Source organism: Amycolatopsis minnesotensis (assembly GCF_039529815.1).
GTDB classification, from domain to species: domain Bacteria; phylum Actinomycetota; class Actinomycetes; order Mycobacteriales; family Pseudonocardiaceae; genus Amycolatopsis; species Amycolatopsis minnesotensis.
The window spans coordinates 23,037-39,483 of sequence record NZ_BAAANN010000025.1; the positions used below are offsets into that span (position 1 = coordinate 23,037).

15 protein-coding genes are annotated in these 16,447 nt (G+C 71.7%); 8 read left to right on the forward strand and 7 right to left on the reverse strand.

Features of this window, described 5'->3' with window-relative positions; all coding sequences use genetic code 11:
• Nucleotides 1-246 precede the first annotated feature (246 nt).
• Nucleotides 247-1,755 (forward strand): FAD-dependent oxidoreductase, encoded by a 1,509-nt coding sequence (locus tag ABD256_RS28060; protein ID WP_344425325.1) that lies wholly within the window; start codon nucleotides 247-249, stop codon nucleotides 1,753-1,755.
• A 70-nt stretch (nucleotides 1,756-1,825) separates the two neighbouring features.
• On the opposite strand, the gene ABD256_RS28065 is transcribed toward ABD256_RS28060, so the two are convergent.
• Nucleotides 1,826-3,217 carry a KamA family radical SAM protein gene (locus tag ABD256_RS28065; RefSeq protein ID WP_344425328.1) on the reverse strand — a complete coding sequence of 464 codons (1,392 nt, stop codon included), beginning with the start codon at nucleotides 3,215-3,217 and terminating at the stop codon, nucleotides 1,826-1,828.
• Between the two features lie 131 nt (nucleotides 3,218-3,348).
• On the opposite strand from ABD256_RS28065, the gene ABD256_RS28070 reads away from it, so the two are divergent.
• The 3 genes from ABD256_RS28070 to ABD256_RS28080 are packed head-to-tail and all read left to right on the forward strand — an operon-like array spanning nucleotide 3,349 to nucleotide 7,397.
• Nucleotides 3,349-4,950 (forward strand): amidohydrolase, encoded by a 1,602-nt coding sequence (locus tag ABD256_RS28070; RefSeq protein ID WP_344425332.1) that lies wholly within the window; start codon nucleotides 3,349-3,351, stop codon nucleotides 4,948-4,950.
• A gap of 34 nt (nucleotides 4,951-4,984) precedes the next feature.
• Entirely contained in the window at nucleotides 4,985-6,604 is a 1,620-nt protein-coding gene (lnt, locus tag ABD256_RS28075) for an apolipoprotein N-acyltransferase (RefSeq protein WP_425546532.1), read from the forward strand.
• Between the two features lie 25 nt (nucleotides 6,605-6,629).
• Nucleotides 6,630-7,397, forward strand: a complete 768-nt coding sequence (locus tag ABD256_RS28080; protein WP_344425334.1) for a polyprenol monophosphomannose synthase — start codon at nucleotides 6,630-6,632, stop codon at nucleotides 7,395-7,397.
• A 74-nt stretch (nucleotides 7,398-7,471) separates the two neighbouring features.
• On the opposite strand, the gene ABD256_RS28085 is transcribed toward ABD256_RS28080, so the two are convergent.
• On the reverse strand, nucleotides 7,472-7,819 hold the full coding sequence (locus ABD256_RS28085; protein WP_215544633.1) for an RNA polymerase-binding protein RbpA: 348 nt from the start codon (nucleotides 7,817-7,819) through the stop codon (nucleotides 7,472-7,474).
• 226 nt (nucleotides 7,820-8,045) lie between these two features.
• Complete coding sequence (locus tag ABD256_RS28090; RefSeq protein WP_344425341.1) at nucleotides 8,046-8,804, reverse strand: thymidine kinase; 759 nt, start codon at nucleotides 8,802-8,804, stop codon at nucleotides 8,046-8,048.
• A gap of 140 nt (nucleotides 8,805-8,944) precedes the next feature.
• On the opposite strand from ABD256_RS28090, the gene ABD256_RS28095 reads away from it, so the two are divergent.
• The 3 genes from ABD256_RS28095 (at nucleotide 8,945) to ABD256_RS28105 (ending at nucleotide 10,758) form a co-directional block, all read left to right on the forward strand.
• Nucleotides 8,945-9,325: a Na-translocating system protein MpsC family protein gene (locus tag ABD256_RS28095; protein WP_344425343.1), complete on the forward strand. Its 381-nt coding sequence runs from the start codon at nucleotides 8,945-8,947 to the stop codon at nucleotides 9,323-9,325.
• A 411-nt stretch (nucleotides 9,326-9,736) separates the two neighbouring features.
• Nucleotides 9,737-10,315, forward strand: coding sequence for a cysteine dioxygenase (locus ABD256_RS28100; protein WP_344425346.1), 579 nt, complete (start codon nucleotides 9,737-9,739; stop codon nucleotides 10,313-10,315).
• Nucleotides 10,312-10,758 carry a rhodanese-like domain-containing protein gene (locus ABD256_RS28105; protein WP_344425349.1) on the forward strand — a complete coding sequence of 149 codons (447 nt, stop codon included), beginning with the start codon at nucleotides 10,312-10,314 and terminating at the stop codon, nucleotides 10,756-10,758. Before ABD256_RS28100 ends, ABD256_RS28105 begins: the two co-directional genes overlap by 4 nt.
• Before the next feature lie 75 nt (nucleotides 10,759-10,833).
• Here ABD256_RS28105 and ABD256_RS28110 read toward each other — a convergent pair whose 3' ends face one another.
• Nucleotides 10,834-12,129 carry a serine/threonine-protein kinase gene (locus tag ABD256_RS28110; protein ID WP_344425352.1) on the reverse strand — a complete coding sequence of 432 codons (1,296 nt, stop codon included), beginning with the start codon at nucleotides 12,127-12,129 and terminating at the stop codon, nucleotides 10,834-10,836.
• 133 nt (nucleotides 12,130-12,262) lie between these two features.
• Nucleotides 12,263-13,642, reverse strand: coding sequence for an FAD/NAD(P)-binding protein (locus tag ABD256_RS28115; RefSeq protein WP_344425355.1), 1,380 nt, complete (start codon nucleotides 13,640-13,642; stop codon nucleotides 12,263-12,265).
• 178 nt (nucleotides 13,643-13,820) lie between these two features.
• On the opposite strand from ABD256_RS28115, the gene ABD256_RS28120 reads away from it, so the two are divergent.
• Nucleotides 13,821-14,585 (forward strand): 3'(2'),5'-bisphosphate nucleotidase CysQ, encoded by a 765-nt coding sequence (locus ABD256_RS28120; RefSeq protein ID WP_344425357.1) that lies wholly within the window; start codon nucleotides 13,821-13,823, stop codon nucleotides 14,583-14,585.
• Nucleotides 14,586-14,638: 53 nt separating this feature from the next.
• Here the strand turns inward: ABD256_RS28120 and ABD256_RS28125 are convergent, their stop codons facing one another.
• Both ABD256_RS28125 and ABD256_RS28130 read right to left on the reverse strand, forming a co-directional pair.
• On the reverse strand, nucleotides 14,639-15,550 hold the full coding sequence (locus ABD256_RS28125) for a sulfotransferase (RefSeq protein WP_344425360.1): 912 nt from the start codon (nucleotides 15,548-15,550) through the stop codon (nucleotides 14,639-14,641).
• A gap of 3 nt (nucleotides 15,551-15,553) precedes the next feature.
• Entirely contained in the window at nucleotides 15,554-16,441 is an 888-nt protein-coding gene (locus ABD256_RS28130) for a family 3 encapsulin nanocompartment shell protein (protein ID WP_344425363.1), read from the reverse strand.
• Nucleotides 16,442-16,447 lie beyond the last annotated feature (6 nt).

Genomic DNA, 16,447 nt, shown 5'->3' on the forward strand with positions numbered 1-16,447 from the left:
GACCCAATTTCGTATACGATAAGCGATACGATCTACCGGGACAATGCCCCCTTCGTCCGGAAGCGCCGCCCGTCAGCGGGCGACCAGCGCGACCAGCGCGGTCAGCGCTCGCCGGATTTCGCCGGATTTCGCGGTGCGGGCCTGTCAGCGCCGTGTGTGCCCGTGTGTGCCCGTGTTTGCGCCGTGTGCGCGCCGTGCCAGCGGTCCGTCCCAGGCTGGGTGCGTCCGGAAGCGAAGGGGATTTCCATGTACGACGTAGTGATCGTGGGCGCGGGCCCGGTCGGCCTTTTCCTGGCAGGCGAACTCGGCTTGGCGGGGTGTTCGGTCCTGGTGCTCGAACGGGAGCCGGAGCCCGGCTCCTCGTGGCGGGCGCACCCGCTGGGGATGCGGGGCCTGTCCGCCGCGTCGGTCGAGGCGTTCTACCGCCGCGGGATGCTGCACCCGCTGCGGACGGCGTCGGGTGTCCCCGACGATCCCGCTGCGGACGAATCGGCGCCCCCGCGCAGCGCGGGCCATTTCGGCGGGATGGTGCTCGATCCGGCCGGGATCGACCTCGCCGCGCTGCCGTTCCGGCTGCCCAGCCCGGCTTCCGAGGGCATGCTGACCAGCCTCGAAGCGGTCGAGGAGGTCCTGGCCGAGCGGGCGGTGAAGCTGGGCGTGGAGATCAGGCGCGGCATCACCGTGGACGCCGTCGCGCAGGACGAGGAGAGCGTGGCCGTGCGCGTGGGCGAGCACGAGTACGCGGCGCGCTGGGCTGTCGGCTGCGATGGCGGGCGCAGTGTGGTGCGCGGGCTCGCGGGCTTCGAGTTCGTCGGCACCCAGCCGCAGCTCACCGGGTACGTCATGCTCGCGACCGTCGCCGATCTCGAAAAGCTGAGTCCCGGGTTCACCCTGACGCCGACGGGCATGTACGTCCGGATGCCCACGGACGGGCACCTCGGCGTGCTGGACTTCGACGGCGGCGCGTTCGATCGCTCGAAACCGCCGTCCCGCGACCATCTCCAGGCGGTGCTGCGCCGCGTGTCCGGTACCGACGTGACGCTGACCGGCGTCCAGCTCGCTTCGAGCTTCACCGATCGGGCGATGCAGACGACGACCTACCGGCGGGGGCGGATCCTGCTCGCGGGCGACGCCGCGCACATCCACTCGCCCCTTGGCGGGCAGGGACTCAACACCGGCCTCGGCGACGCCATGAACCTGGGCTGGAAGCTCGCGGCGACCGCGCTCGGGCACGCGCCCGACGGGCTGCTCGACACCTACACCCGCGAGCGCCATCCGATCGGCGCGCGGGTGCTCGACTGGTCGCGCGCCCAGGTGTCGGTCATGCGCCCGGACCCGTATGCGCGGGCGCTCCAAGAGGTGATCCGCGACGTGCTCGGAACCCGTGACGGGACGACCTACGTGTTCGAGAAGACCTCGGGGGCGTCGATCCGCTACGACCTCGGCAGCGAGCAGCCGCTGATCGGCCGCGTCTCCCCGGAGTTCCGGCTCGACGACGGCACCCGCCTCGGCGACCTGATGGACGACGGCCGGGGTGTCGTGTTCGACTTCGGCGCCGACCGTGGCCTGCGGGATTCGGCGATGGGCTGGGAAAGCCGGATCCGGTACGCCGCCGGCGCGGCGAAGAACGACCTCGGATTCGGTGCGGTGCTCGTCCGCCCCGACGGCGTCGTCGTCTGGACGGGCGATCGCGTCCCCGACCGGGAAGCGTTCGAGCGGGCCGCGAGCCGGTGGTTCGGCACCCCGGCGGCCTGAACTCCCGGCTCCGGGGCGGTCCGTGCCGCGATCGCCGGTGACATCGGTGATCGCGGCACGGGCGAAGCGGCTACCGGGGCTGGTCCGCCCACCAGCGGCGGCCGGCTTCGGGAAGGGTGGAAATCGGGTCGTAGTAGGGGTAGCGGCGCTGGAGCGCTTCGGGGTCCTCCAGCTCGATACCGGTGCGGTAGTTCTTCGTCCAGTACGAGATGCCCTTTTCGCGGTCGTACTCGGCGAGCTGGTGCACCCAGCGCTTCCCGACGTAGGGCACGTCGCAGACGATCCGCGGCGTGGCGTACCCGGGCAGGTACCCCATGATCGCGTGCTGGAGTTCCTGTGCTTCGTGCACGGAAACGCGCCAGTGTTCGGCGTTCGGGATCATGTCGCACATGTAGAAGTAGTACGGCAGGATGTTCGCCTCGCCCTGGAGCGCGAAGCACAGGTCGAGCAGCTGCGCCGGGGTGGCGTTGACGCCCCGCATCAGCACGCCCTGGTTGCGGACGTCCCGCACGCCGACGTTCAGCGCGGTTTGCGCGGCCTCGGCGACCAGCGGGGTCACCGACTGCGCGTGGTTGACGTGGGTGTGGATCGCGAGGTTGACCCCGCGCCGCTGCGCGGTGACGGCGACGCGCTCGAGCCCTTCGACGACCTTCGGCTGCAGCCAGTGCTGCGGCAGCCCGGCGAGCGCCTTCGTGGCGAGCCGGACGTCGCGGACGGTGTCGATGTCCATCAGCCGCATGAGGAACGATTCGAGCTGGTGCCACGGCACGTTCGCCACGTCACCGCCGGACACCACGACGTCCCGCACCCCGGGGGTGCGCTTGAGGTAGTCGATCATCGCGTCCTGGCGGTCGACCGGCTTCAGCGTCAGCTTGTGCTTGTCGATCTGCTCCGTCGAGTTGCCGACGAGGTCCATCCGGGTGCAGTGGCCGCAGTACTGGGGGCAGGTCGAGAGCAGCTCCGCGAGCACCTTCGTCGGGTACCGGTGGGTGAGCCCTTCGGCGACCCACATCTCCGCCTCGTGCAGCGAGTCCCGCTCCGAATGCGGGTGGCTCGGCCATTCCTCGTCGCGGTCGCTGCGCACCGGCAGCATGTAGCGGCGGATCGGGTCGGCGTAGAACGCCTCGGTCACCTTCGCCGGGTCCGAGCCGGCGTCGGGCGCCATCGTGTTCAGCATCTGCGGCGGGATGAGCATCGACATCGTCGCCATCGCGCGCTGGTCCTCGGCGAGGTCGTCGTAGAACCGCTCGTCGAGCAGGTCGCCCATCAGCGTCTTGAGCTGCTTGATGTTGCGGACGCAGTGCACGCGCTGCCACTGAGCGTCACGCCATTCCGCTTCGGTGACCTGGGACCAGCCGGGGAAGCGGCGCCAGTCCGGTTCGGCCAGTTCCGTCCGCCGGTAGTCGTACGGCTGGTCGAAGGTGTCGGCGGCTGGCGAGACAGGTTCCTGGATCGCAGTCACTTGTGCTCCTCGTCGTCGGGATGGCGTTAAAATATCCTGTCATACAGTCAGTGATCCGTAAATCTTATCGTCACGGTGTGGTTCGTGCCCGACGAACGAACCACCTCGGCGACCAGGCAGACTTGGCCACCGTGACCGAAGCGAAGACGACGCTGCTGACCGGCGGGCGGATCCACACGCCGAGTTCCCCCGACGCCACCGCGATGGCCGTCACCGACGGTGTGGTGATCTGGGCAGGCCAGGACGAGCCCGCCCGCGCGCTGCACCCCGGCGCCGAGGTGATCGACCTCGACGGCGCGTTCGTCACCCCCGGCTTCGTCGACGCCCACGTGCACGCCACCGCGACCGGCCTGCACGTCACCGGCCTGGACCTGACCGCGGTGCGGGACGCCGGTGAGCTGCTCGCCGCGATCCGCGCCGCCGCGCGGCCGGGGGAGGTGCTGCTCGCGCACGGCTGGGACGAAAGCGCCTGGACGAGTCCCCGCCTGCCCAGCCGCGCCGAGATCGACGACGCCGTCGCGGGCGTGCCCGTCTACCTCAGCCGGATCGACGTCCATTCCGCACTCGTCTCGACCGCGCTCGCCGAGTTGGTTCCCGCCGTCCACGACGCGGCGGGCTGGTCGGCCGAGGGGCCGGTCACCCGCGAGGCACACCACCTGGTGCGCGCCGCCGCGCGCGGGGCGATCACCGGCGAGCAGCGCCGCCATGCGCAGAGGGCCTTCCTCGCCGCCGCTGCCGCCCGCGGTGTGGTGAGCGTGCACGAATGCGCCGGCCCGGACATCTCCGGTGAAGACGATCTCGCCGACCTGATCGCGCTGGCCGGGCCGGGCACCCCCGAAGTCGTCGCTTACTGGGGCGAACTCGGCGCGTTCGACACGGCCGAGCGGCTCGGCGCCGCCGGGCTGGCAGGCGACCTGTTCGCCGACGGTGCGCTCGGCTCCCGCACCGCGGCGCTGACCAGCCCGTACCACGACGACGCCGGCACCGACGGTGCCGCCTACGTCGACGCGCGGACCGTCGCCGAGCACGTCGTCGCCTGCACCGAGGCGGGGCTGCAGGCCGGGTTCCACGTCATCGGTGACGCCGCGATCGGCACCGTCGTCGAGGGCTTTTCGGTCGCCGAGGAGTCCGTCGGCAGGCGCGCGCTGGCGGGTGCGCACCACCGCCTCGAACACGTCGAAATGGTCACGCGCGAGCAGGCACAGGCGCTCGCGCGCTGGGGGATCGCCGCCTCGATGCAGCCCTTGTTCGACGACGCGTGGGGCGGCGAAGACCGGATGTACGCCAGCAGGCTCGGCGTGGAGCGCGCCGCGGGGCTGAACCCGTTCGCCGCGCTCGCGGCCGAAGGCGTCCTGCTCGCGTTCGGGTCGGACACCCCGGTCACCGCGCTCGACCCGTGGGCCTCGGTCCGCGCCGCCGTGCTGCACCGCACGCCGGGATCGGCCCTTTCCCCTCGCGCGGCGTTCACCGCGCACACCAGGGGCGGTCATCGCGCGGCCGGGATCACCGACGGCAGCACCGGCAGCCTCGTCCCCGGCGCGCCCGCGCACTACGCGGTATGGGCCGCCGACGAACTCGTCGTCGCGACCTCGGACTCGCGCGTGCGGCGCTGGTCGACCGACCCGCGTTCCGGGGTGCCGCCGCTGCCGAGGCTGGGACCGGGCGTGCCCCTGCCCACGTGCCTCCGCACGGTGCGCGACGGAGAGACGATCTTCGAAGCCACGGCGCCATAACCGGGCTTCAACCCGTACCGCCTAGGGTTGGCCGGTGCCCGCAACACTCGCCGACCCGGAGCCCGCGCCGTCCGGGAAGACCGCGGCGGCCGGACAGTCGCGTTCGGACGGACGCCGCGCCTGGCTCCCGTGGCTGGTCCGCCTCGTCGGTGCCGTGGCGTCCGGTTTCGTCCTGTTCCTCAGCTTCGCCCCGCGTCCACTGTGGTGGTTGGCGCCACTCGCCTTCGCCGGGTTCGGGCTGGTGCTGCACGGCCGCCGGTTCTGGGGTGGGTTCGGCTACGGCACGGCATTCGGGGCCGGCCTCTTCGTGCCGTTGCTGACCTGGATCCAGGACTTCGTCGGCCCCGGCTTCGGCCCGGTACCCTGGCTGGCGCTGTCCCTGGTGCTGGCTGCCTACCTCGGGCTCGTCGGCGGGCTCGGTTCGTTCGTCCAGCTTCTTCCGTGCGCCCCGTGCTGGCTCGCGCTCGTCGCCATCGCGGCCGAAACGCCCCGCGCCTGGTTCCCGTTCGGCGGTTTTCCGTGGGGCCGCGTCGCGTTCAGCCAGCCGGAGGGCGCCTACCTGTCCCTCGCCTCGATCGGTGGCGCACCGCTCGTCGGGTTCGCCGTCGCGCTGTCCGGGTTCGGGCTGGCCCGGGTGATCCTTCGGCTGCGCGCGCGCGAGTGGCGGCCGGTCGTGGTGCCCGCGCTCGCCACGCTGCTCCCGCTCGTCGCGGGGCTCGCGGTGTGGCCGACGATCGGCACCGAGGCGCAGGACGGCACCAGGACCGTCGCGGCGGTGCAGGGCAGCGCACCGGACACCGGGCTCGGGCTGTTCGTCAACGGTGCCGATCTCCGCAGCACGCACATCGCGGAAAGCGAGCGCCTGATCGCCGATATCAAGGCGGGCAAGGTGCCCAGACCCGACCTGGTCGTCTGGCCGGAGACCGCGACCGCGGTCGACGGGCCCGATCCCCGCCTCGACCGGCTCGTCGCAGACTTCGGCGTGCCCGCGCTGATCGGCGCGTCCTACGAGCTGCCCGGCCGCCGCTACGAGAACGCGCTCGTCGTCTGGGACCCGCGCACCGGCCAGGGCCGGCGCTACACCAAGCAGCAGCTGGTGCCGTTCGGCGAGTACGTGCCCGCGCGCGCCCTCACCGAGCTGGTCAGCCCGTTCACGCGGTCGATCGACGAGCGGACCCCCGGCACCGGCGACCCCGCCGCGCTGGACGTCGCGGGCACGAAGGTCGGCGCGATGATCTGCTACGAGGTCGCGTACGACTACACGGGGCGCGAGGCCGTGGACGCGGGCGCGGAGCTGCTCACGTCGCCGACGAACAACGCCTGGTACGGGCACAGCGACATGACCTACCAGCACCTGGCGATGTCCCGGCTGCGTGCCGTCGAGCACGGCAGGGCGGTCGTGGTCGCGGCGACCACCGGGGTCAGCGAGATCATCCAGCCCGACGGCACGGTCAGCGGGTCCACCGGCATGTTCACGCCGGCGTCGCTGGTGCGGAGCGTGCCGCTGCGCACGACGGTTACAGTGGCGGACCGGCTCGGTGCGTGGCCGGAGTACGTGCTGGCCGCCGCGGCCGTGGCAGGGGTGCTGGCCGGAATCACGCGACGGCGGAGGAGCCGGCGCGCCGAGGAGACGCGAACAGGGGCGGCCGGGTAGCCGCTCCGCAGGGGAGGGACAGCGGATGGCGCAGGCGCCGCGAAGGGCACGGGGGATCGAGCCGGTGCTGGTGGTGATCCCCACCTACAACGAGCGCGACAACCTGCCGCCGATCCTGCGCAGACTGCACGCCGTGCTGCCGGGAGCGCACGCGCTGGTCGTCGACGACGGCAGCCCGGACGGGACCGGCGAGATCGCGGACAAGCTCGCCGCGGACGACGACCGCGTGCAGGTGCTGCACCGGACCGAGAAGGCGGGCCTCGGCGCCGCCTACGTCGCGGGCTTCCGGTGGGGCCTCGCCAGGGAGTACGCGACGATCGTCGAAATGGACGCGGACGGCTCGCACGCGCCGGAGGACCTGCCGCGCCTGCTCGACGCGCTCGGGGACGCCGATCTGGTGATCGGCTCCCGGTACGTGACCGGCGGCAGCGTGGTGAACTGGCCGAAGCACCGCGAGATCCTGTCGCGGGGCGCCAACCTCTACTCGCGTATCGCGCTCGGCGTCGGCGTGAAGGACATCACCGCCGGGTTCCGCGCGTACCGGCGCGAAGTGCTCGAAGAGCTGGCGCTCGACGAGATCGCCTCGCACGGTTACTGCTTCCAGATCGATCTGACGCTGCGCACCGCCGACGCGGGGTTCGAAATCGTGGAGGTGCCGATCACCTTCACCGAGCGCGAGATCGGCGAGTCGAAGATGAGCGGCTCGATCATCAGGGAGGCGTTCCTGCGCGTCGGCCTGTGGGGCGCGCGGCGGCGCTGGGCACAGGTCAGCCGCAGCACCGGCCGCGGCTGACCCCGGACAGCGAAGAACCCCCGTGGCGGGAGGTCACGGGGGTTCTTCCGATGTGGTGGGAACGGGCTGATCAACTACGCCGAGCGGGAGGTTCGACGGCCCTTGAGCTCGGCGAGACGTTCGTTCAGCAAGTCCTCGAGCTCCGGGATCGAACGCCGCTCCAGCAGCATGTCCCAGTGCGTCCTCGGGGGCTTGACCTTCTTCTGCTCCTGCTGCTCGCCATCGATGATCTCGGACTCGCTGCCGTGCAGACGGCACTCCCACACCGGCGGGATCTCGGCGTCGTCGGAGAACGGCACCTCGAACTCGTGGTTCTTGGGACAGGCGTACCGGACCGTACGGCGCGGTGCGAGATCGTGATTGCGGTCGGTCTCGTAGCTGACCGCTCCCAGCCGGCTTCCACGGAGAACACGGTCGGCCATGATGGGGTCCTTTCAGTCGGCTCCAGGGAGAGCCTGGGTGATGCTCACTGTATGCAACGATCGGCGGGTCGGCAGGATTCCCCGGCCAGCATGTCGTTGCTCACGATGAGCTGCGTCACCCGTTGGCAACAGCTTCCTCTGATAGGAGGCGCTTCGGCCCCCGACGTGACGCGTTTACAGAGGTCTTCTTGGGGAGATCACCCGTTCGGGCGAGTCGTCCTACCAATCATGTCAGCCGTAACTGACCGTGTTGGGCCGTGGCGGGTCCGAGGTGTCCTGTCCGGTAGTGGCGGCGGCACAATACTTGGTAACGCATCGTAGTCAGTTCGGCCTCCCGGAGTGGCGAAGCTGAACTTTCAACTATACCCGGTTCGGTGTCGGCTACCACTACCGTGTCGCCTGCTCGTAACACTTCGCCGTCGCGGACGCGTGCGTTGAACCGGCCGGTCGCCCCGCACCAGCAGAGGACTTCGACCTGGACCGGCTGCAGCTCGTCGGCGAGTTCGAAGAGCCGCCGCGCGCCGGGGAACAGCTCGCTGCGGAAGTCCGTGGCGATCCCGAAGCAGTAGACGTCGACCTGGACGTCGTCGGCGAGCTCGGCGAGCTGCTCGACCTGGGCGGGGGAGAGGAACTGGGCCTCGTCGACGATCAGGTAGTCGACGTGCCGCCCCGCCGCCCACTGCTCCTTGACCAGCGCGCGCAGATCGGTGTCGGCGCCGACCTCGTTGGCCGTGCTGGTGATCCCGATCCTGCTGGTGATCTGCGGCGCGCCGGACCGGTCGTGGCGGACCAGCAGCAGCCCGCGCCTGCCCTGCCTGGCGTGGTTGTGGTTGATCTGGAGTGCGAGCGTCGACTTCCCGCAGTCCATCGGCCCGTAGCAGAACTTGAGCCGCCCGGCCGCCGGTACGGCCCGCCGCGCGCCCGCCGCGGGCACCGACGACAGGGCGTCGGTCGGGTCCAGGTCGTTCTCGTCGAGCGTGGTCACGACGAGCGACCCTATCGGGAGCACTCCGCGTCACACCCCTCGAACCCTGCGCGACGAATCGCGGGCCGACCGGCCAGGCGGTTCCGGGTCGCGGGCCGTAGGGTGGTCAGCCACACTCCGGTGGAGGAGAGGGGACTGGCGTGCAGATCACGCGCGCGCAGCGCAACGCCGTCGCGGAGAAGATCACCCAGCTCGAACGGTCCTTCTACGGCCGTGGTCCGAGCAACGTCAAGGTTTCGGTGAGCCAGGACGAGCCGGTGAGCCTGGTGGTGCTGTCCATCGACAGCCTCACCGCCGGCGACAGCGTGCTCGGCGAGCGCGGGTACCGCGAAGCCGTGATCCGGCACCACGAGGCGCTGCACGAGGCCACCCGTGAGGACTTCATCGGCGTGGTGGAGGAGATCGTGGACGCGAAGGTGCACGCCTACCTGGCGCAGGTGCACCCGGTCACCGGGCACGCCGTGCGCGTGTTCATCTTCGCCGACCCCGGCGACTCGCTCGAACTCGACGGCTCGCACTAGGTTCTGTTCAAGCGGCGGAGCCGCTTGCAGTGGGCCGTCAGCTTGCACCGCCGCCGGTTCTGCGTAGTGAAGACAGCGTGGTGAAGACACTGCCGCATGAGTCGGCGATCCCGGAGTCAGGGGCCGCGTCAGGTTCGGCTACCCGCACCGCCACGCAAACCACTTCACAACATTTCCTAGGCCCGCGTTCGGCGGCTGACCGCGGCACCGGCCCGCGGCTATGATCAAGAAGCTTCGCCGTGCGGGCGAAGCGTGAGCTGACAATTCCAGAACGGTCTTCGGATGGTTCGGCAGCGCGTCGCGGACGCGAGGCGGAGCCACCCGGACGAGATGACCCGCCGGTGGGCGGGGGCGAGGGTGGCAGCCCGCGTCCCGGCACGCCGCGGGTCCGAGCAGAGGAGCTGTCTCGTGATGACAACCAGTACCCCGGTCTTCCCGGCGGAGCTGTGCCCTCGTGCCGCCGATGTCGACGGCACGCGGATCCGGCCGGGCGCGTTGCGGCGCATGGTCTCCGGCGTCGTGGCACGCCGGGAGATCTGGGCCCCGCAGGTCCGGTTCGACCTCGCCGAGCGTTATTTCACCCGGCTCTACCGCGACGATCTGGTCGAGGTGTGGCTGATCTGCTGGGAGTTCGGCCAGGACACCCTGCTGCACGACCACGGCGGCAGCGTCGGCGCGTTCGCGGTGGCGAGCGGCACCCTGGTGGAGGACTACGCCGCCGAGCCGGGCGCGCCGCGCCTGCGCACCCGCGCGCACGCTGAGGGCGACGCTGTCGCCTTCGGCACCAGGTACCTGCACAACCTCGTCAACACCGACACCACGCCGGCGGTGACGGTCCACGCCTACTCCCGGCCGCTGCGGTCGATGAACTTCTACTGCTGGCTGAACTCCGGCATGCACCACCTGCGCGAGATCCCGTGCGACTCACCGGAACCGCCCACCGGCGATCTCGAAGCGCTCGCCGCGACCGCGAGGGCCGTGCAGCGATGACGGCGTACGAGGACCTGATCTCCCGCAAGCTCGCCGAGGCGACCACGGGGCTGCGCCGGTACCGCCCGGACGAAGCGGCCGACGCCGTCCGCCGCGGCGCGCTCCTGGTCGATCTCCGGCCGCTGGAGTACCGGTTGCGCGGTGGCGAGATCGCCGGCGCCGTCGCGGTGTCCCGGCACGTCCTGGAATGGCGTCTCGACGTCACCAGCCGCTGGCGGCTGAAGGAACTGGCCGAGGGCGACCTCGGCCGGGAGATCATCCTGGTCTGCAACGAGGGGTACACCTCGAGCCTCGCCGCGCGCCAGGTCCGGGACCTGCTCGGGCTCACCGCGGTCGGGGACGTCGAAGGCGGGTTCGCGGCGTGGAAGGCGGCGGGACTGCCGGTCACGCCGCGGGTGGTGCCGGTCAAGGAGCCGGACGTCTCGACCGGGGTGTGCGGGTAGGACCCCGCGTCCGGCCGGTGCTCACGCGAGGCCGTCGCGGCGCACCGGCCGGACAGTCCACAGTGGATAAAAGGGCTAGTCGTCCTTCTTCTTCTTTTTCGGATCGTGGCGCGGCTTTCCCGGCTTGTCGTCGTCCCCGTCCCCGTCCCTCTTCTCCCGTGTCTTCGCCGGGGGCTTCGCGTTGCCGGTCACGGTCACCGGTGGCGCCACTTCGGTCACCGGCGCCACCTCGGTCACCGGCGGCGCCGTGACGGTGACCGGTGGCGCCGGGCGGCCGTGCGTGTCGGCGGCGGCGGTGACCACGACGGGAGGGGGCGGCGAGGTCGTGACGGGTGCGGCCGGCGGCGCGGGCCGGTCCTTCGGCGGGGTCGGGCCGAGCGCGCCGGGCAGCATGACCGTGAACGCGGCGGCCGCGGCCGTCACGAGTGCGCCGGTCACCAGGACGCGGGGCCGCCAGGAGCGGTGGCGGGGCGTCATCGAGTCGATTCGGGGTGTGACCACCGAGCCGGGATCGGTGAGCGACTGGGTCACCTCGGCCGCGGTCGGCCGCGCCCCGGGGTTCCGCGCGGTCATCCACCGCAGGAGCGCGACCAGGTCGGGAGGCACGTCCACGGGCACCCGCGGCGGCCGGTTGAGCCTGGCCACCGCGGATTCGGCGAGGCTGCCGCCGTACTCGCGTTCGGCGGTGAGGCACTCGATGAGCACCAACCCGAGCGAGTAGATGTCCGCCGGTGCGCCGACGGGGTGGCCGAGCACCTGTTCCGGGGCGAGGTAGGCGGCGGTGCCCGCGACCGCGCCGGTGGCGGTCACCCTGGTCATGTCCAGTGCCCTCGCGATGCCGAAGTCGCCGATCATCGGGCCGTCCTGGCCGAGCAGGATGTTGGCAGGCTTGAGGTCGCGGTGCGTGACGCCGCGGTCGTGCACGTGCGCGAGTGCGTCGCCGAGCGCCTTCGCCAGCTCGATGACGTCGGCGGGGGACATCGGCCCGGCTCGCAGGCGATCGGCGAGGTTCTCCCCGTCGACGAGCCGCATCACCAGGAACGTCTGCCCGTCCTGCTCGCCGGTGTCGTAGAGCGGCACCAGGCAGGGGTGGTCGAGGCTGCTCAGGATGGTGATCTCCCGCAGCCGCCGCCGCTGCTCGACCGCCATCGCGTCGTGGTGGAAGACCTTCACCGCGACCTCGCGGTTGAGGTGCGTGTCGAACGCGCGGTGCACGTGCGCGGTGCCACCGCGCCCGATCAGCCTGCCCACCTCGTAGCGGCCGGCGAGCATCGCGGGCGGTTCGGCCGCGCCGTTCTCGACCGGCCAGTCCACTTCGGGCACCACGAACTGGGACTCCGTCGTGCCGTCCTGGTCAGCCGGACGTGCCATAGCGCGCCTTTCGTCGCCGGTACTCCACTTTGAACACCGCGTCGAAGATAACGCCCGCGACCGCATCGGCCAACCGAAGGCCCCTGCCGCGGGTGCCGTTCCCGATGATCGGGTTCGCGCGGTGCGCCCGGCCCTACCCGCCCAGTGCGGCGCCGGCGAGTGCCGCGGCCTGCGCGCGGATCTCCGGTACCGCGGTGCTTTCGAACACCTCGCCGCGCCGGAGCGCGCCGAGCACGTACACCGGCCGTGGCCGTCCGTCGCGGCCGAGAACGCGGCCGTCGACGCCGGTCGCGACGCCGAGGCCGACCGGGTCCGGCCGGGCGGCTCCCGTCTCGAACAGCCCGCGCACCAGCGGATCCGGCCGGTCACCCGCGGTGCGGAAGCCGGTCGCGTTCACCACCCAGCCGACCGGGAGCGACCGGTGCCCCGACGGCGTGGTCAGGTCGACTTCGAAGCCGTTCTCGTTGGGGCGCAAGCGATCCACGGTCGCCGGGCGGACGACGAGCCGCCCTGCGCGGATGAGCGCCCGGACGTGGTCGTGGGTCGTCGGCGCGGCGCGGTGGCGGTGCACGTCCCAGTACCGGTTGACCCGGTCGAGGAACCGCCGCCGCTCCGGCACCGCGAGCTGGCGCCACAGCCGCGGCGTGTGCGGCCGCATCCGGTCGACGAACTCGCGCCAGCGGCCGGGGTCGTCGGCGAGGCTCCGGCGGGCGTACCGCAGCAGATCGCCGACGGAGGCCGCCGAGCGCGGCGGTTCGGGGAGACCGGCGGGGGCCGGTGCGCCGGGTGCGTGCGGCCGTGGCACCAGTCCGTGCCGGGAGACGGCGTGCACCACCGTGCGCGGGTTCGCGTCGGTGATCGAGGCCGCGATGTCCATCATGGACAGTCCGGTGCCGAGCACCAGCACCGGCGAGCCGTCGGCGACACCGGCGATCCCGTCGCCGGTCCACGGATCGGCCACGTAGCGGGAGGTGTGGCCGGGCAGCAGCCGGGACAGCGGGTCGCCGCCACCGGCGCCGGTGGCCAGTACCGCGGTGTCCGCGCGCAGCGGTGCGCCGCGCGAGAGCCGGATCGTGACGCCTTCCTCGTGGGGTGCCAGTCCGGTCACCGTGTCGGTCACCCGGCGGACTTCGGCGAACTCGACGGCGCGCCGCTCTTCGCTCCGCAGCGTCTCGGCGAGGTAGGTGCCGTAGTCGCCGCGCGGCAGGAACGCGCCGTCATCGGCGTCGTGGCCGCGCGCCCGGCTCCACCGGACGAAGTGGCCGGGATCGTCGTCGAAGGCGCTCATCTTCCCGGCCGGGGTGTTGAGGAGGTGCCGCGGATCGCCGGTGCGGTAGGCGAGGCCGGGGCCGAACTCGCCGGTTCGGTCCACGAGGGTCAGCCGCATCGGGCGGCGGCCGGTGGCTGCGGCGCGCAACAGGTGGACCGCGGCCAGCGTGCCGCTCGCACCGGCGCCGACGAGCGCCACCCGCGTCGGCCGTCCACCACGGTCGGTTCGATCGGCGCTGGACACAGGTGAGATCCCTTCCTGGAAGGTGGCTCGTTCGTGACGGTATCGAACGCGGTCGTGCCGGACAAGCGAACAGCCGCACGGCTTGGCCGGTGCTGTGCGAGTGCGCACGGGCGACGGCGGACGCCATCGCGGGACAATGCGGAAAACCGGAAAACCCCGCTACGGCAAGGAGTTCGCGATGGATGATCACGAACTGGCGAGGTCGCTCGCCACCACGGCCGGAGAACTGCTGCTCGACCTGCGCCGGGGAGCGGCCGGGCCGGTCGGGTGCAAGCTCGGCGACGAAGGGGACCGGCGCTCCCACGCGCTGCTGGCGGAGTCGCTGCGGCGGCATCGGCCGCGCGACGCCGTCCGGTCCGAGGAAGGCGGCAAGACCTCGGACGCCGCGCTGCTGAACGGCAGGCTCTGGATCATCGACCCCCTCGACGGCACCAAGGAGTACTGCGATCGCGACCGCGCGGACTGGGCCGTGCACGTCGCGCTGGCGGAGCGGGGGAAGCTGGTCGCCGGTGCGGTGGCGCTGCCGGCGCACGGCCGCACCTACGCCACCGACGATCCGGTGCGGCTCGCGGCGGATCCGCCGCACGCGCGCTACCGCGTCGCGGTGAGCCGCAGCCACCGGCCCGCGCTGGTGGACGCGCTGGCGGAGGAGCTCGACATCGAGACCGTGCCGATGGGATCGGCCGGGGTCAAGGTGATCGCCGTGCTCACCGGCGCCGCCGACGCCTACGTCCATGCGGGCGGGCAGTACGAATGGGACAGCGCGGCGCCGGTCGCGGTGGCTTCCGCGGCGGGTGCGCACACCTCGCGGGCGGACGGCTCGGAACTCGTCTACGGCAACGCCTCGCCCAGCATCCCCGACCTGCTCGTCTGCCGCCCGGCGGTCGCGGAGACCATGCTCGCCGCGATCGGCGCCGCCGCGCGCAAATCCGGCATGCGCTGAACGAGATCCATGGTGGACGGTCCGCATCGGACCGTCCACCATGGATTTTACGGCTACCGGTAGCCGTACCGGAGCATCAACGGCGCGACGCCGGCGAAGGCGGCCAGCTTCCCCGGCAGCGGCATCGTGTCGCGCCAGCGTTCGCGCTGCTGGATCTCGATCCGGCCGTGCCGGAGGCGGTCGGGGTTGCCGGTCACCGTGTGGTTGGCGCCGAGCACCACCGAGGTGTCGGAATCGAACGAGATCGCGCTCGCGTCCGAGTACCCGGCGAACCGGGCGATCTCCTCGGTCACCGCGCGCGGCCGCCTGGTGAAGTCCTCGTACCGGATCCGGAGGTACTTCGCCGGGTCGAGGGCGGCCCCGACCGCCTCCGAGGCCACGTTGAACCCCGCCCAGTAGCCCAGTGTCCGCGGCGCGCTCATCCGCTCCAGGTAGTTCTTCGGCGCCAGGTACGAGGTCACCGTGGCCCTGGGGTCGCGGACGATGTGGAGCACCCGTACGTCGAGGTCGTCCCGCGCGGTCAGCACGGCGGCGTCCGCGGCGTACTTGGAACTGTCCACGATCACCTCGGCCCCGCTTCCCGCGGCGACCGCGTGGTGGACCTCCGCGATCGCGTCACCCAGTTCGTCCACTTCGGACGGACGACGGCGGCGGCCGAGCGACTCGGCGAGCCGCGGCGCGGTGTGCCGGGTGCGCAGGAAGCGCTGCTGCAGGTCCCACAGGCGTTCGGCGCCCTTGCGGTCGGGGCCGCTCGCACCGCCGAGGTGCTTGGCCCACACGTCGCAGTCGAGCAGGTCGAGCCCGCAGCCGCAGAGGGTGTTCGTGCCGTCCCTGAGCACGGCGTTCTTCCACAGGAAGTACCGCTCGCCGATGTGGACCGCGCCGGGCAGCTCGTTGAGGACGTTGCCGACGAACGTGCTCCCGCAGCGCATCATGCCGGTGATGTACAGGACGACGGGCCGCACCGGTCAGTCCTCGTCCTGCTCGAGCAGCACGAAGTGCTGCGGGACGTGCACCGCGAGCGCCATCCTGGTCCGCGCCGTGATGATCCGGCGCGCCGCCGATTCGGGGTCCCTGCTCAGGGTGAGCGAGGAGACGTTCGGGTTGAGCAGGGTCGCGCCGGCGCGGAAGTCGCCGAGCAGCGCCTTCCCCCGCGGGACCATCCTCGTCCGGGACACGGTGACCCCGGCCTCCTTGAACCGGTCGAGGAACCCGTTCTCCGCGGCCAGCCAGTACAGCTCGGGGTGCATGACCGCGCCGTCGCACGAGCCGCCCGTCTCCTCGACCTCGCAGGCGGCCAGCGCGAGTTCGCGGAAGACGTCCCGCCGCCCGGTCTGGTGGCGGAGGCCCTTCATGTTGAGCAGCCCTTCGACCTTGCCGTCCTTGCTGCCGTACAACAGGATTTCGTTCTCCTGCGTCCACATGCGCACGAACATCCGGTAGTCGATGAAACTGGCCAGCAGTCCCGGCCGCCGCACGAACTCGACCGGCACGTTCAGCGCCATTTCGACGTCGGTGAACCCGGCCTCCCTGAGCCCGGAGCCGAAGGTGGACTCCGGCGTCGCCTGGTACGCGGTGCCGCTCGGCCCGCGGTCGACGCCGGTGAACTCCTCGAGGTACGCACCATGCCCTTCGCGCACCCTGCCCACCTTGAGCAGGTGCCGGACCATGTACCGCGGCCTGGTCTCCAGCAGCGGGAAGGACGCGGGCAGGTAGGCGTGGAACGGGACGACGACCTCGTCCTCGTCCGTCCTCGCGGCGACCGCGCGCGCGAAGTCCTCGCCGGGGGTGAGGTTTTCGTTGTAGGAGTCCTCGTAGGGGATTTCGATCTCGCTGCCGAGGGTCTGGGTGTGCATGTCAAA

Coding starts and splice junctions, on each gene's coding strand:
- ABD256_RS28060 (WP_344425325.1), top strand. CDS start 247: ATGTACGACGTAGTGATCGTGGGCGCGGGCCCGGTCGGCCTTTTCCTG.
- ABD256_RS28080 (WP_344425334.1), top strand. CDS start 6,630: ATGGCGCAGGCGCCGCGAAGGGCACGGGGGATCGAGCCGGTGCTGGTG.
- ABD256_RS28110 (WP_344425352.1), bottom strand. CDS start 12,129: ATGGCACGTCCGGCTGACCAGGACGGCACGACGGAGTCCCAGTTCGTG.
- ABD256_RS28085 (WP_215544633.1), bottom strand. CDS start 7,819: ATGGCCGACCGTGTTCTCCGTGGAAGCCGGCTGGGAGCGGTCAGCTAC.
- ABD256_RS28130 (WP_344425363.1), bottom strand. CDS start 16,441: ATGCACACCCAGACCCTCGGCAGCGAGATCGAAATCCCCTACGAGGAC.
- ABD256_RS28100 (WP_344425346.1), top strand. CDS start 9,737: ATGACAACCAGTACCCCGGTCTTCCCGGCGGAGCTGTGCCCTCGTGCC.
- ABD256_RS28105 (WP_344425349.1), top strand. CDS start 10,312: ATGACGGCGTACGAGGACCTGATCTCCCGCAAGCTCGCCGAGGCGACC.
- ABD256_RS28120 (WP_344425357.1), top strand. CDS start 13,821: ATGGATGATCACGAACTGGCGAGGTCGCTCGCCACCACGGCCGGAGAA.